Annotated in this window: 14 protein-coding genes; 4 read left to right on the top strand and 10 right to left on the bottom strand. The window is 59.7% G+C overall.

The annotated features are described in order from the left end of the window. The first annotated feature begins 188 nt into the window (after window positions 1–188). On the top strand, window positions 189–839 hold the full coding sequence (locus GAL_RS16450) for a peroxiredoxin (protein WP_024098686.1): 651 nt from the start codon (window positions 189–191) through the stop codon (window positions 837–839). A gap of 90 nt (window positions 840–929) precedes the next feature. Here GAL_RS16450 and GAL_RS16445 read toward each other — a convergent pair whose 3' ends face one another. Both GAL_RS16445 and pnp read right to left on the bottom strand, forming a co-directional pair. Then, the gene (locus tag GAL_RS16445) at window positions 930–1646 is read right to left on the bottom strand and encodes a glycosyltransferase family 25 protein (protein ID WP_024098685.1); all 717 of its coding nucleotides are present in this window, start codon (window positions 1644–1646) and stop codon (window positions 930–932) included. A gap of 120 nt (window positions 1647–1766) precedes the next feature. Next, window positions 1767–3905, bottom strand: coding sequence for a polyribonucleotide nucleotidyltransferase (gene pnp, locus GAL_RS16440; RefSeq protein WP_024098684.1), 2139 nt, complete (start codon window positions 3903–3905; stop codon window positions 1767–1769). Between the two features lie 351 nt (window positions 3906–4256). On the opposite strand from pnp, the gene GAL_RS16435 reads away from it, so the two are divergent. Next, a complete protein-coding gene (locus GAL_RS16435) occupies window positions 4257–5873 on the top strand; it encodes a class I SAM-dependent methyltransferase (RefSeq protein WP_024098683.1) in 1617 nt (538 codons plus the stop codon). 84 nt (window positions 5874–5957) lie between these two features. Here GAL_RS16435 and rpsO read toward each other — a convergent pair whose 3' ends face one another. From rpsO to rbfA, 6 genes are all read right to left on the bottom strand, one after another. Beyond that, complete coding sequence (gene rpsO / locus GAL_RS16430; RefSeq protein WP_024098682.1) at window positions 5958–6227, bottom strand: 30S ribosomal protein S15; 270 nt, start codon at window positions 6225–6227, stop codon at window positions 5958–5960. Between the two features lie 212 nt (window positions 6228–6439). Next, the gene (locus GAL_RS16425) at window positions 6440–7486 is read right to left on the bottom strand and encodes a calcium-binding protein (protein ID WP_024098681.1); all 1047 of its coding nucleotides are present in this window, start codon (window positions 7484–7486) and stop codon (window positions 6440–6442) included. Between the two features lie 102 nt (window positions 7487–7588). Continuing rightward, window positions 7589–8107: a DUF1643 domain-containing protein gene (locus GAL_RS16420; RefSeq protein ID WP_024098680.1), complete on the bottom strand. Its 519-nt coding sequence runs from the start codon at window positions 8105–8107 to the stop codon at window positions 7589–7591. 43 nt (window positions 8108–8150) lie between these two features. Continuing rightward, window positions 8151–9056 carry a tRNA pseudouridine(55) synthase TruB gene (truB, locus tag GAL_RS16415; protein WP_040104317.1) on the bottom strand — a complete coding sequence of 302 codons (906 nt, stop codon included), beginning with the start codon at window positions 9054–9056 and terminating at the stop codon, window positions 8151–8153. 131 nt (window positions 9057–9187) lie between these two features. Continuing rightward, entirely contained in the window at window positions 9188–9925 is a 738-nt protein-coding gene (locus GAL_RS16410; RefSeq protein ID WP_024098678.1) for a phosphodiester glycosidase family protein, read from the bottom strand. A 17-nt stretch (window positions 9926–9942) separates the two neighbouring features. Beyond that, the gene (gene rbfA / locus GAL_RS16405; protein WP_024098677.1) at window positions 9943–10338 is read right to left on the bottom strand and encodes a 30S ribosome-binding factor RbfA; all 396 of its coding nucleotides are present in this window, start codon (window positions 10336–10338) and stop codon (window positions 9943–9945) included. A 113-nt stretch (window positions 10339–10451) separates the two neighbouring features. On the opposite strand from rbfA, the gene dapB reads away from it, so the two are divergent. Then, window positions 10452–11273, top strand: a complete 822-nt coding sequence (dapB, locus tag GAL_RS16400) for a 4-hydroxy-tetrahydrodipicolinate reductase (RefSeq protein ID WP_024098676.1) — start codon at window positions 10452–10454, stop codon at window positions 11271–11273. A gap of 3 nt (window positions 11274–11276) precedes the next feature. Here the strand turns inward: dapB and GAL_RS16395 are convergent, their stop codons facing one another. Beyond that, window positions 11277–11612 (bottom strand): putative quinol monooxygenase, encoded by a 336-nt coding sequence (locus GAL_RS16395; protein ID WP_024098675.1) that lies wholly within the window; start codon window positions 11610–11612, stop codon window positions 11277–11279. 23 nt (window positions 11613–11635) lie between these two features. After that, complete coding sequence (locus tag GAL_RS16390; protein ID WP_024098674.1) at window positions 11636–11833, bottom strand: DUF1674 domain-containing protein; 198 nt, start codon at window positions 11831–11833, stop codon at window positions 11636–11638. Between the two features lie 89 nt (window positions 11834–11922). Here GAL_RS16390 and GAL_RS16385 point away from each other — a divergent pair, with 89 nt between their 5' ends. Beyond that, window positions 11923–13185 carry an RsmB/NOP family class I SAM-dependent RNA methyltransferase gene (locus tag GAL_RS16385; RefSeq protein ID WP_024098673.1) on the top strand — a complete coding sequence of 421 codons (1263 nt, stop codon included), beginning with the start codon at window positions 11923–11925 and terminating at the stop codon, window positions 13183–13185. Window positions 13186–13279 lie beyond the last annotated feature (94 nt).

Raw genomic sequence — 13279 nt, 5'->3', positions numbered from 1 at the left:
TATTTTGCCGCTATTCTGGGAGGGGTGTGCGATCTCATCGATAGACCTGCACGCATGTCCCGAGCGGGTCAGATTGACGCGTGAGTTGATCTTTTCGACTGCTGGCCAGCTATCAAGGGTTTAACCTGCGCGTCGAGTGGTTAGGTTATCGACCAGAGAGTATTTATTTGACAGCAGAGGAGAGACCCATGGGTTTGCGTATCAATGATGTGGTTCCGGATTTCACCGCAGAAACCGATCAGGGCACCGTCTCATTTCATGACTGGATCGGTGATAGCTGGGCGATCCTGTTTTCCCACCCCAAAGATTTTACACCTGTCTGCACCACGGAATTTTCGGCAGTGGCGCAGCTGGCTGACGAATGGGCAGCCCGCAATACCAAGGTGATCGGTGTGTCGGTTGACGGCGTTGAGGATCACAAGAAATGGAAGGGCGATATTGAAAGCTATGGTAAGGCCAGCGCTGGTTTCCCGATCATCGCCGATGAAGGTCTGGCCGTCTCCAAGGCCTTCGACATGCTGCCAGCCGAGGCCTATCTGCCAGATGGTCGCACGCCCGCAGACAGCGCCACCGTGCGCTCGGTCTTTATCATTGGTCCGGATAAGCAGCTGAAGCTGTCGATGACCTACCCAATGACGGTGGGCCGTAACTTTGCCGAAATTCTGCGCGCTCTGGACGGTCTGCAGATGTCTGGCAAAGGCGTTGCGACGCCTGCGAACTGGGTGCCCGGCGAAGATGTGATTATTCCGCCGAGTGTATCGAATGAGGATGCCAAGGCCAAATTCGGTGAGTTCGAGACGATCTTCCCCTATCTGCGCAAAACCAAGGCGCCGGAATAGCCGACTGAAACATTCAAACGGGGGCGTTGTACCCTTGTGAAATGACCGTTGTGGGAAAGGGGCCAACTGGCCCCTTTTTCTATGGCTCCACTACGAGTGCTTTTGTGGGCGCAGGGCGACTTGGCTCCGGTAGAGCGCGCGTTTCACTTCACGCGCGATCTTTCCTCCTGTGGGGCGCGACTGGATGGTTGAGCCCCCCAATTCCTCCGTCAGTTCTGATGCACCATTGGGCCAGATTGTGTGGACCATTTGCCCATGGACCCAGTGCATCTGAAGGAAGGTATCAACCGGTCGGTCCAGCGTCTCCGTGGCTGCCAGTAGGCGCGCCGCCGCGGCTTTTCCCACCACCTGCGCGACGGTTTGCAATCCGATGCGTCTTGGCAGAAACAGGCGCGCTTCGCCCTCGGTCGCGATAAGCTGCGTCGCGGTTTCGCGGTGTTTGGCAGGCAGCCGGATAAAACTCTCGGTGGTGGCGCGATTTTCGGCCAATTTGATGGCATCGCGCCAGATCGTCAGGTCCAAGGCAAGATCATCTTCGACGATCAAGCCGAACTCATCGGTGCTGTCGACGATCTTCTGCCAGCATTTGCGATGGGAGAGGAAACAGCCGATCTCCCCAGCCCTCAGCGCAAAGGGGTAACGCGGCTGGTGCAAGTCGCCATTGTGTACGGTGATCCCGCCTGCCTTCAGAACCGCGCGGCCATTGACCGCCTCAATGATCTCCGGCTGCGGCAGCTCTGTCATCAGCCGTGCCACGTTTGGGGCGCGTTTCTGATCACCTGCCATATGAATGATGTAGGATCGCATAAGCCAGAGGTAGCGATCTTGCCCAGCGGTGAAAAGAGGGAGGCCGCAGCCTGTGGACCCGAAAACGAAGAAACCCCGCCATTTCTGGCGGGGTTCGGGATGCTTTGAAAAAGAGGCAGATTATTCCGCGTCTTCTTTCTTCTCAGCTTTGATTTCTTCGCCGGTTTCCTGATCCACGATCTTCATGGACAGGCGGACCTTGCCGCGATCATCAAAGCCCAGCAGCTTCACTTTCACTTCCTGGCCTTCCTTCAGAACGTCCGAAGGATGGTTCAGGCGGCGGTTTTCGATCTGGGACACGTGTACCAGGCCATCGCGCTTGCCGAAGAAGTTCACGAAGGCGCCGAAGTCGACGATCTTCACGACCTTACCGGTGTAGATGGCGCCTTCTTCCGGCTCTGCCACGATCGAGTGGATCATGTCATAGGCCTTCTGAATGGCGGTGCCGTCGGCCGATGCGATCTTGATCACGCCGTCGTCGTTGATGTCGACTTTCGCGCCGGAGGTTTCCACGATCTCGCGGATGACCTTACCGCCGGAGCCGATGACTTCACGGATCTTGTCGGTCGGGATCTGCATGGTCTCGATGCGCGGCGCATGGACGGAGAACGCATTGGTTTCCGACAGAGCCTTGGCCATTTCACCGAGGATGTGCAGACGGCCGTCCTTGGCCTGATCCAGTGCTTTTTCCATGATTTCAGGCGTGATGCCTGCAACCTTGATGTCCATCTGCAGCGAGGTGATGCCCTTGTCGGTACCCGCCACTTTGAAGTCCATGTCGCCGAGGTGGTCTTCGTCGCCCAGAATGTCCGACAGGATCGCGTAGGAGCCGTCGTCTTCCAGGATCAGACCCATGGCCACACCGGCAACCGGTGCTTTCAGCGGAACGCCGGCGTCCATCATGGACAGCGAACCACCGCAGACGGATGCCATCGAGGAGGAACCGTTCGATTCGGTGATCTCCGACACCACACGGACGGTGTAGGGGAAGTCGGTCGGCGCAGGCAGAACCGCCTGCAATGCGCGCCATGCCAGCTTACCGTGACCGATTTCACGACGGCCCGGGGAGCCGACACGACCCACTTCACCAACCGAATAGGGAGGGAAGTTGTAGTGCAGCAGGAAGTTGGATTTGAAATTGCCGTGCAGCGCGTCGATGAACTGCTCGTCGTCACCGGTGCCCAGCGTGGTCACAGCCAGTGCCTGAGTTTCACCACGGGTGAACAGCGCCGAACCATGGGTCCGCGGCAGCATGCCAGTTTCCGACTCGATGGCGCGGACATCGGTGGTCGAACGTCCGTCGATCCGCTTGCCGGTCTTGACCACATCGCCACGCAGAATGCCAGCTTCCAGCTTCTTCAGGGCGGAACCGAGGTTGGCATCTTCCAGCTGTTCTTCGTTCAGCGAGGCTTTGATCGCGTCGCGGGCGGCGGCAACAGCGGCGGTGCGCTCCTGCTTGTCGGTGATCGCAAATGCAGCGCGCATCTGCTCTTCACCGGCAGCCTTAACAGCGGCGAACAGCTCGGAATAATCAGCAGGCTGGAAGTCAAACGGCTCTTTCGCCGCCTCTTCCGCCAGCGAGATGATCAGGTCGATTACCGGCTGGATCTGCTCATGAGCAAATTTCACCGCACCCAGCATTTCGGCTTCGGTCAACTCGTAAGCTTCGGATTCAACCATCATCACGGCATCTTTGGTGCCGGCAACAACCAGATCCAGACGCTGATCAGGGTTCAGGCGCAGGTCCTGCATGTCGTCGACAGTCGGGTTCAGGACGTATTCGCCGCCCTCAAAACCAACGCGCGCAGCGGCGATCGGGCCCATGAAGGGCGCGCCGGACAGGGTCAGCGCCGCAGAGGCTGCGATCATGGCGACCATGTCGGGATCGTTGACCAGATCGTGGCTCAGCACGGTGCACATCACCAGAACTTCGTTCTTGAAGCCGGGGACGAACAGCGGGCGGATCGGACGGTCAATCAGACGCGCAGTCAGCGTTTCTTTTTCGGTGGGGCGTGCTTCACGCTTGAAAAAACCACCGGGGACCTTGCCCGCCGCGTAGTATTTTTCCTGGTAGTGGACGGTCAGAGGGAAGAAGTCCTGACCCGGTTTCTGCTGGCGGGCAAAGGTGACATTTGCCATGACCGAGGTCTCGCCCAGGGTGGCAATCACGGTGCCATCAGCCTGACGGGCAACCTTGCCGGTCTCCAGTGTGAGCGTCTCTTCGCCCCACTGCATCGATTTCTTTGTAACGTTAAACATTCAGCTTATCCTAGCTGGGAGCACTCCCGGGCGTATCCCGGGTCTCCCGTTTGATGTGGCGGCCCCATTGCCGCCGACCCCTCTCTATCTTTCTTTCGACTGCCGGGGTCTTGGCAGCACGTCTCAGATAGGCCGCCCTTACAGGATTTTTGTACAGATTGAAAGGGCAAGCGCTGGTGATGCCGGTTCTCAGAGATTTCGCGCCAGGCCCCATACCACAGGGCGCAGCAACGCCGATGGCGAGTTCTAAATACCTGTGCGTTAACCAGATCCTCAGCGTTTTTATGAAAACTTTGCGCACCCCAGAAGGGCAAGACGCCGTCGACCCCACCACGAATGAACAGGTGCTGAATGAACGATTGGACCTCCGGCTATGTTGCCGAGCTCGACTACACGCATGATTTCTTTCATGAGATGACGCCATCGCGCTTGGCGTTTGCTGCGTTGTCGCGGGGGCATCGGCATGGGTTGGATGACAACCGTCTAACCTATTGTGAGTTGGGCTGCGGGCAGGGGTTCACCGCCAATCTGCTGGCCGCTGCAAACCCGCATGTTGATGTGCATGCGATGGATTTCAACCCGGCGCATATCGCTGGTGCACATCGACTGGCACAGGAGGCCACGGTGCCCAATGTCACCTTCTACGAAAGATCCTTTGAGGATTTCGAGGAGGAGGCAACCTTGCCAAATAGCTTCGATGTGATTGCGCTCCATGGCGTCTACAGCTGGGTCTCGCGGGAGAATCAGGAACGGATTACCGGCTTCATCGCCCGCCGCCTGAAACCGGGTGGGCTGGTCTATATCAGTTACAACACGCAACCTGGCTGGGCTCCATCGATGCCATTGCGCCGGTTGCTGACGGATCGCGCGGCGCAGAGCACCGGGCCGCTGGAGCAGCGCATTGACGAAGCCTTGGGGTTTGCCGAGCAATTGAAACAGGCCGGTGCGGGGTTCTTTGCTTCCAATCCGGGCCAGCTGACCCGGTTGAGCGAGATGAAGTCGATGTCGCGGAACTACCTGGCGCATGAGTTCTTCAACAAGGATTGGACCCCGTTTCATTTTGCCGATGTGGCAGAAGATCTGGCGCAGGCAAAACTGGAGTTCATGGGGGCGGCGAATCCTCTGGATCACATCGACGATATCTGCCTCAGCGCGCCACAGCGGGCGCTTCTGGCAGAAGAAAGCAATGCGATCAGGCGCGAGGGATTGCGTGACATTCTGTTAAACGAGCAGTTCCGCGCGGATGTTTTTGTACGGGGGTGGCTGCCACAAACGCAACGTGGCGGCGTCGGAGGGTGGTTTCAGACCACCTTCGCGCTGGCGCGCCATTATGGAACCGGCCCGTTGAAAATCAGCTGGCGCAAGGGAGATATCGCGTTGGAAGCGAGCCAGTATGAGCCTGTTTTGCACGCTTTGGCCGCTGGGCAGCACACCGTTCGCGCCTTGCTGGAGCAAGGGGTGTTCTCAGATATGACCTGGGGCGATATCACGCGGATGCTGACAATCCTGACTGGTGCGGGCTATATCGTGCCCTGTCTGCCGCAGACGGGATATGCGGATCGGGTTGCGCGATGCCACGACTTCAATTCGGCGGTTTGCAAGAATGCTGAGGATAGTGAGCGTCTAGGCTTCTTGGCATCTCCGGTGACGGGGGGCGGCGTTGCGGTTGACCGAATGGAGCAGCTGTTCCTGCTTGCACAAAGCGAGGGACATCAGACCCCGGATGATTGGGCGAGTTTTGTCTGGCGAATTCTTGAGCCGCAGGGGCAGCGGCTGGAACAGGATGGTCGGGTGCTGGAACTGGCTGAGGAAAACCTTGCTGTCCTGCGCGCCCGCGCCCATGCTTTTGCAGCGCGGCGCCTGGACATTCTTGCAGGTCTTGGCGTGAGCTTGGTCAAGGACGCACCATCGCAAGCGGAGACGGCCCATCCGACGGCCGCTATGTCACAGTGCGGGGCTGTAGCCTAGCAGCCCGCAGATCAGCCAGTGCAACGAAAAACGCCCGCAGCCAAATGGCGCGGGCGTTGATCTTCAACCGTCTGGTCGTCGCGATTAGCGACGGATGCCGAGACGTTTGATGAGGTCCTGATAGCGGGCCACGTCTTTGCCTTTGGTGTAGTCCAGCAGCTTACGACGCTGAGCAACCATTTTCAGAAGGCCACGACGACCGTGGTTGTCCTTCTTGTGGGTTTTGAAGTGCTCGGTCAGGGTGTTGATGCGCGAGGTTAGGATTGCAACCTGGACTTCCGGGGAACCGGTGTCGCCGTCTTTGGTTGCGAATTCTTTCATCAGGCGGGCTTTTTCTTCAGCAGTGATCGACATCGGGGTCTCCTTTGAAGGTTTGTGTGAATGGCGCAGGCCGGGATGTCGTCCAGCACAGGCCCATGGAGGCGTCTCGGGCGATGCAGTTTTCCGCAGAAGGCCGCAGCGCCGTTGAACAGGTCGCGCGTATACGCAGATTCTTCGGAAATAGCAAAAGGTTTTGCGGCATAGTCTCTGTCAGCGCAGCGGATGTCGGGCTGACGAGACCTGGATTAGTCGAGCGTTAGCCCGCCGCTGCCAGCTTCATTCGCCATCACGCCGAAGCGGATCGCGGCCTCTTGGTCTACGACCAGTATGTCGGATGCTGCCAGTTCTGCAGGGCCGGTCACGCGCAGCGCCTCCTTGCCGTCTATCGTTACGATATGCTCACCGGGGGTATCTGGATCGCTGCTCACGTCAACGACAGGCGTGTCAGAGCCGAATTTGTCCCAGATGACAACCAGCTGATCCTCGCTTTTATTGAAATCGGACAAATCGATGGGGGCGGTGGGGTCCGTATTGTCCCCGTTTGCGTCCTCGCTGACATAAAAATTACCTGCGCCAACAAGGATACTGTCGGCGCCTGTGCCGGTGGTCACGATATCACCGGCCCCGGCAAGTATCGTGTCATCGCCGTCACCTCCGTTCAGGTAATCTGCAGTGTCGCCATCATCGTCGCCGACCAGAAGATCATCACCAGTGCCGCCGAACAGCGTGTCCTGCCCCTGGCCACCTGTCAGATGGTCATCATCGTCGTTCCCGTGCAGCGCGTCGCGCCCGTTGGCCCCGACCAGCGTATCATTGCCCTGACCGCCGTGAGCCTGATCATCGCCTGCACCGCCGTCAAGCGTGTCCTCACCGAAGTGGCCAAACAGCCTGTCATCATCATCATCACCGGCCAGCAGGTCATCGCCATGGTCGCCGTGTAGGAGATCATCTCCGGAGCCGCCCTCTAGGGTGTCGTCCCCCTCACCGCCGTGCAGTGTGTCATTGCCTTCGTCACCTTGTACGCTGTCATCACCGGCGTAGCCGTTCAGTTGATCATCCCCAGCCAGGCCGTGCAGTAGATCGTCTGCACCATCGCCGCCAAGCTGATCGGGTGCAGCGGTGCCAGTAGAGACGAGTGTGTCGAGTGAGATGGTTTCGCTGCTGCTGCCCTTTTCGGCAGTATCATCGTTGTCTTCATTGACGTCAGAGGTGTCAGAGCCGCTGTCCCCCTCGTCAATCAACAAGATGCCGCCAACGGCGGCGACCCCCAACATTGCAGCCAGCATCAACATTCCGGCGACCCCTCATGAAACACGCGGAACACCCGCATGACCAATATGATACACGTAATAGTTGTGTATCAAATCAAATCAGAAGCGATGGTTAGCAAGATCTTATGACAGCGTGGGCCGCCAGGGTTCGGGTTTCTGGTCGTAGCGAATGTAGAGCGGGTGTTTGGGATGACCGGCCTTGCTCAGTCCGAGATGAAACAACGGCCGACCGGTTTCAACAAGTGCCGCCGCAACTTGATCACCTTGCTGACGAAACGCGCCGTGGGTGCCCCAGGCGCAGATCACCTGATCCGCCCAGTCCGCACCCTCCAGAATTATTCCCAGATTATCCGGCCCAACTGGATCGGCAGCTTGTTTCATGTCGCGGGGGTCAGTGGCCCGAAAGGCAAAGATATTGGTCGCGCGAAATCCGCCATGTCCCAAGGCGCGCGCGCGTCTTTCGCAGCGCTCAATCGTTGGATCGTTCTGCACCTCAGTCGCGGTAGACGGGTTGAGCATCACAAACATCACCCGTGTCCCCGCCGGATCCCAGATCCGGCTGAGGCTATATCGATACTGCTCGCAGTTGGAATAGACTGCGGTTGAGGGCGCGTCGCCCTTGGTGTGGCTGCGATGGATCATGGCGCCCGTCGTGCCCAGACCTCGCGCCGCTGTCAACCACAGGCTAGCGCACAAAGACGCGGCTGGGATGCAACTCACCGGCTTTGTAGTGGCCGACTGCGACGGCCTGACCCTCCAGCGAGGCCCAGGCCTCTTCGCCGTATTCAACATCGGAGGCGAGCACCATGCCCGGGTTGCCGTTGCGCAGTTTCGCCGCACCTTCGGGGGTGCAGATCAGCTGGGGCAGATCGGCAAGCCCTTCCTCAAGCGGGCGCAAAAAACCGTCCAGATCCGGCGATTTGGCCATCTCGTCCAGTGTTTCCAGGCTGATACCATCCTCGGCGTCAAACGGCCCCGACCAGATCCGGCGCAAGCATTTGACATGGCCGTAACACCCAAGGGCCGCGCCCAGATCCCGGGCGATGGACCGCACATAGCCGCCTTTGCCGCAGGTCATTTCCAACACGACATGGTCAGCGTCAGGACGATCCACTAGGATCAGTTCCTCAACCCACAACGGGCGGGCGGCCAGTTCGATGTCTTCACCATCGCGCGCCAGCTTATAGGCACGCTGGCCGTCGATTTTCACCGCTGAGAATTTTGGTGGTACCTGCATGATATCACCAAGGAATTGCGGCAGCGCCGCCACGATGTCCTCATCACTTGGCCGTGTATCGCTGCTGGCGATCACTTCGCCTTCGGCGTCATCGGTATTGGTCGCCTGACCGAGCCGCACAGTGAAAGTGTAGGCCTTCAGCGCATCGGTGATATAAGGCACAGTCTTGGTGGCTTCGCCCAAAGCGACTGCCAGAACGCCGGTTGCTTCGGGGTCCAGCGTGCCGGCATGGCCTGCCTTCTTGGCATCAAAGGCCCAGCGGACCTTATTGACAACCGCAGTGGACGTCAGCCCCGCAGGCTTGTCGACCACCAGCCAGCCGGAAATATCGCGCCCTTTGCGTTTGCGTCCCATGTTGTACCCCAATGTCATCGTCGGTGAGAGAGGCGCGCGAGGTAGCCCAGCCATCCCGGGCTGTCAATCGCGGGAGGTGGCGAAACCGTCAGCCAACTGCGGCATGGGCTGGCCCGACGCGTGTGGTTGACTCAGTTGGTCGCCGCGTCGCTCTTGGTGCCGTCAGCCACCACGCCTACCACCGGTCCCATCATGAAGCCGGCATCGCTGCGGTTGATCTGCGGCGCGTGGAGCCGCGAAATATTGCCATCAAAATAGAGCGCACTTGGCAGCTTCAGATGGTCCCGGAACAGGCTGCCAAACTGGTGAAACGTCACAGCGTTCCGCGAGATGGCAAAGACCACGCGCTGGCCGTCGGCGCTGGTGCCGACGCCGTTGCGAATGAAATACGAGGTCGAGTCCGGCAGAAACCGCGGATGCAACGCGCCATCGATCACCAGCATTGGACCGGATTGCGTGGCATAGCGGCACTGTGGTTTGGTCTCAGCAAAGGTCAGTGTTTCGATCACATCCGTGCGGGCAGCGCCGATACATAGCACTCCATTGGGCAGCAGTCCGAAATTGCCCGGACCGGGGGATGTGATCAGCCGCATCTCCTCGTCGTCGCCGTCCCGATACAATCCGACAGGAGAACGGTCGCGATGGTACATACCGGCATTTGTCGCAAAGGGCAGACTCTGCCCCTTGGCTTCCAGATCGCTTTCGATGGTGGAGAAATGCCCGTAGACTTCGCCCGCGTCGTTTTTCAGAAACAGGCGCAACTCATCCTCGGCGACGTTGACCTCGCAGATCGTGTAGCGGTTGTCGTCATAGGCGATGTCGCGGCAGTCCACCGCTGCAGCAGGCGCGGCCCAGAGGGCCAGCGCCATAGCCACCGCCCAGCGAATCACTCGCCGATATCGCGGCGCACCGCGTCCTGCGACAGCATCCGGCGGGTGTCATCCATCCGGTCAAAGGTGTCATCCAGCTGGAACCGCAGTTCCGGCGTGAACTTCAGCGCCAGCTTCTTGCCGATCATCCGACGCAGTTCGCCCTTGTTGCGGGCCATCAGTTTGAGCGTGTCTTCCTGCCCCTTGCCACCAAGTGGCAGAACGTAAGCGGTGGCAATGCGCAGATCGGGCGAAGTGCGAACCTCGCCGACAGTGATCGACAGTCGGTTCAATTCGGGATCATGCAGATCACCGCGTGCAAAAATTTCGGACAGGGCGCGGCGAATCAATTCGCCGACGCGGAGCTGACGTTGTGAGGGCCCTGAGCCCTCGTGGAGTTTGTTCTTAGCCATATATCCGATTTATGCCGAAAGCGGGGCTTTGCCAAGCGCAGCACAAGCGGTTAGGACAAAACCAGCCCGAAACAGACCACGCGCGATCCAGCGCAACAATGAAGGACCCCGACATGGCAGCTTCCAGCACGGATACACCCGGCATCGTGATCACCGGCGCTTCCGGGCGCATGGGGCAGATGCTGATCAAGACGATTGCGGATCATCCCCGCGCGCAACTGGTCGGCGCGGTGGAGCGGGCGGGCCACGATTGGGTCGGTCAGGATGTAGGGCTGGCTATGGGCGGCTCTGACATCGGCGTGACAGTGACCGACGATGCCGCTGCTGCCTTTGCCAAGGCGCAGGCCGTGATCGACTTCACCAGCCCAGAGGCGACTATTGCCTTTGCCGGGTTGGCGGCCGAGGCCGGTATTGTTCATGTTATTGGCACCACCGGGATGAGCGACGCACAGATCGCTCAGCTGGAACCAGCCTCGCGTCAGTCGGTGCAGATGCGCGCTGGCAACATGAGCCTTGGCGTGAACCTGCTGGTCCAGTTGACCAAGAAGGTCGCCGCCGCCCTTGATGAGGATTTTGATATCGAAGTGATTGAGGCGCATCACCATCACAAAGTCGACGCCCCCTCCGGCACCGCGCTGATGTTGGGTGAAGCCGCCGCTGAGGGGCGTGGCGTAGCGCTTTCAGATGTCAGTGACAGCGGGCGCGACGGCATAACCGGGGCGCGCAAACGCGGTGATATCGGTTTCAGTGCCATTCGGGGTGGCGATATCGTCGGGGAACATGACGTCCTGTTTGCCGGTCAGGGAGAGCGTATCGTCCTGCGCCATCTGGCAACCGATCGCGCGATCTTTGCCCGTGGCGCGATCAAGGCGGCACTGTGGGGGCAGGATAGGGAGCCAGGCCAATACGATATGCTGGACGTGCTGGGGCTCTGATTTTCAGAGCAGGGATGCTGCGCCGCTGAACGTCTCGAACTCTTCGGTGGTTTCCACCACTGAAGCTTCGAAATGAGCGATCAATGGCATCACCACCGGTTCCACTTCTTTCAGCCAGACAGGACCATCGTAGAAGTCATCCTTGATGCGTTCGCGGTCCGATAGCGTTGCAAAGGCGCGCATCCAATGGACGGTGTCCGGATCCTCCAGATCGCGCATCGGGCCAAAAACCAGCATGCCCGCGTCGCGCAATGCTGGTCTGTTCACCCGTTCAAAGACCTCAATAAAGGCTTCGCGTTTGCCGGGGTGCAGCCTGTATCGGCGGATCTCGATGATCATGCAGGCCTCCTGCGGTGACACTGTCAGAAATCGATGGCGATGCCTTTTTTCTCCCAATCGCCATAGCGCGCGGGATCGGGGCCATCGCGGCCACCCAGCTCTACTGGGCGATTGGCGGCTTCGGCCTCAGCGGCCTTGCGGCGCTCAGCGGCTTCCGCAAGCGCGCGCTGCGCGGCGGGTGGTAGCGCGGGTGTGATCTCGGTTTTGTCAGCGTCACTCATGCCGGGTTCCCTTGTTGTCGTTCTATGATATACGCCCGCGTCCGGCGGCGACAACCCATCGACCGCTGCCCCTCGTTCAGGAGATCCGCATGTCCAATGCAAGCCAAGCCCGCCGCCGCGCCATTCACCTGCTGGATCAGGTGCTGGGGGAGGGTAAGCTGCTGTCTGAGTGCTATGCGGCGGGGGCCTTGGATAAATTGCCTGCGGAGGACCGCGCCCGCAGCCAGCGACTCGCAACAGACACGCTGCGCAATTTGGAGCGCGCGGATCGGATCTTGCAAAAACACCTGAAGAAATCGACGCCGCTGACCGTACATAACGCTCTGCGCATCGGCACGGTTGAGCTGTGTCAGGGCGGGGCCGCACATGGTGTGGTGAATGAGATGGTGGACATCATCGCGCGTCACCGCCGCCACGGTAAACTGAAGGGGTTGGTCAACGCGGTTCTGCGCAAGGTGGCGGATCAGGGGCCTGCTGAATGGGCCAAGCTGCGGGTCCCGCGCCTGCCGAAATGGCTGCGCAGCCCGCTGTCGCAGGCCTGGGGCGCAGCTGCGATGCTGCAGATCGAGGCTGCCCATCTCGCAGGCGCGCCGCTGAATCTGACAGCAAAACCCGGCGCGGATCTGTCGGCGCTGGAGGCGCTGCGTCTGCCGACCGGCTCGTATCGTATCCACGGGTCGGTTCAGGTCTCTGGCCTGCCGGGCTTTGAGACCGGTGACTGGTGGGTACAGGATGCCGCCGCCGCGCTACCGGCACAGCTTTTGAATGCGCAACCAGGCGAATCGGTCCTGGATCTCTGTGCGGCGCCAGGGGGTAAGACGATGCAGATCGCTGCCACCGGCGCGAATGTGACGGCCGTGGATCAATCCGCTGGTCGGATGGCGCGGCTGTCGGAGAACCTTGACCGGACCAACCTCAGCGCCACGGTGATTGTCGGTGATGCGCTGGAACAGACCGGCCAATATGATGGGGTCCTGCTGGATGCGCCGTGTTCTGCCACGGGCACGATTCGCCGTCACCCGGACCTGCCTCATGCCAAGGATGGCAGTGGCTTTGGCGCGCTGATTGAATTGCAGGCACAGATGCTTGCCCATGCCTGGAGCCTGGTGAAACCGGGTGGACGGTTGATTTACTGTACCTGTTCGCTGTTGCCCGATGAGGGCGAATGTCAGGTTGAAGATGCGCTTGAGATGTTTCCCGATATGTCGGTCGGCGATCGGATCCACGAGGTCGAGGGCATCGATCCTGATTGGATCACAGAAGAAGGCGGGCTGCGGCTGCGGCCTGATTATTGGTCCGAATTGGGCGGTATGGACGGGTTCTACATGGCTGAGCTGCGCAAGTCGGTCTGACGGCAAGCGACCCTTTGCCGATAGTGCTCTGCGTGATTGGCCGCATTATCGGTGACTTGGCCGCTAACCATCGCTATGCTCAGCTCAAAACGCC

The sequence above is a fragment of the Phaeobacter gallaeciensis DSM 26640 genome (assembly GCF_000511385.1).
Taxonomy (GTDB): Bacteria; Pseudomonadota; Alphaproteobacteria; order Rhodobacterales; family Rhodobacteraceae; genus Phaeobacter; species Phaeobacter gallaeciensis.
This window is presented reverse-complemented; position numbering and strand designations above follow the sequence as displayed.

Coding starts and splice junctions, on each gene's coding strand:
- dapB (WP_024098676.1), top strand. CDS start 10,452: ATGGCAGCTTCCAGCACGGATACACCCGGCATCGTGATCACCGGCGCT.
- GAL_RS16395 (WP_024098675.1), bottom strand. CDS start 11,612: ATGATCATCGAGATCCGCCGATACAGGCTGCACCCCGGCAAACGCGAA.
- GAL_RS16420 (WP_024098680.1), bottom strand. CDS start 8,107: ATGATCCATCGCAGCCACACCAAGGGCGACGCGCCCTCAACCGCAGTC.
- rbfA (WP_024098677.1), bottom strand. CDS start 10,338: ATGGCTAAGAACAAACTCCACGAGGGCTCAGGGCCCTCACAACGTCAG.
- rpsO (WP_024098682.1), bottom strand. CDS start 6,227: ATGTCGATCACTGCTGAAGAAAAAGCCCGCCTGATGAAAGAATTCGCA.
- GAL_RS16445 (WP_024098685.1), bottom strand. CDS start 1,646: ATGCGATCCTACATCATTCATATGGCAGGTGATCAGAAACGCGCCCCA.
- GAL_RS16385 (WP_024098673.1), top strand. CDS start 11,923: ATGTCCAATGCAAGCCAAGCCCGCCGCCGCGCCATTCACCTGCTGGAT.
- GAL_RS16435 (WP_024098683.1), top strand. CDS start 4,257: ATGAACGATTGGACCTCCGGCTATGTTGCCGAGCTCGACTACACGCAT.
- GAL_RS16410 (WP_024098678.1), bottom strand. CDS start 9,925: ATGGCGCTGGCCCTCTGGGCCGCGCCTGCTGCAGCGGTGGACTGCCGC.
- GAL_RS16450 (WP_024098686.1), top strand. CDS start 189: ATGGGTTTGCGTATCAATGATGTGGTTCCGGATTTCACCGCAGAAACC.
- pnp (WP_024098684.1), bottom strand. CDS start 3,905: ATGTTTAACGTTACAAAGAAATCGATGCAGTGGGGCGAAGAGACGCTC.
- GAL_RS16390 (WP_024098674.1), bottom strand. CDS start 11,833: ATGAGTGACGCTGACAAAACCGAGATCACACCCGCGCTACCACCCGCC.
- truB (WP_040104317.1), bottom strand. CDS start 9,056: ATGGGACGCAAACGCAAAGGGCGCGATATTTCCGGCTGGCTGGTGGTC.
- GAL_RS16425 (WP_024098681.1), bottom strand. CDS start 7,486: ATGTTGATGCTGGCTGCAATGTTGGGGGTCGCCGCCGTTGGCGGCATC.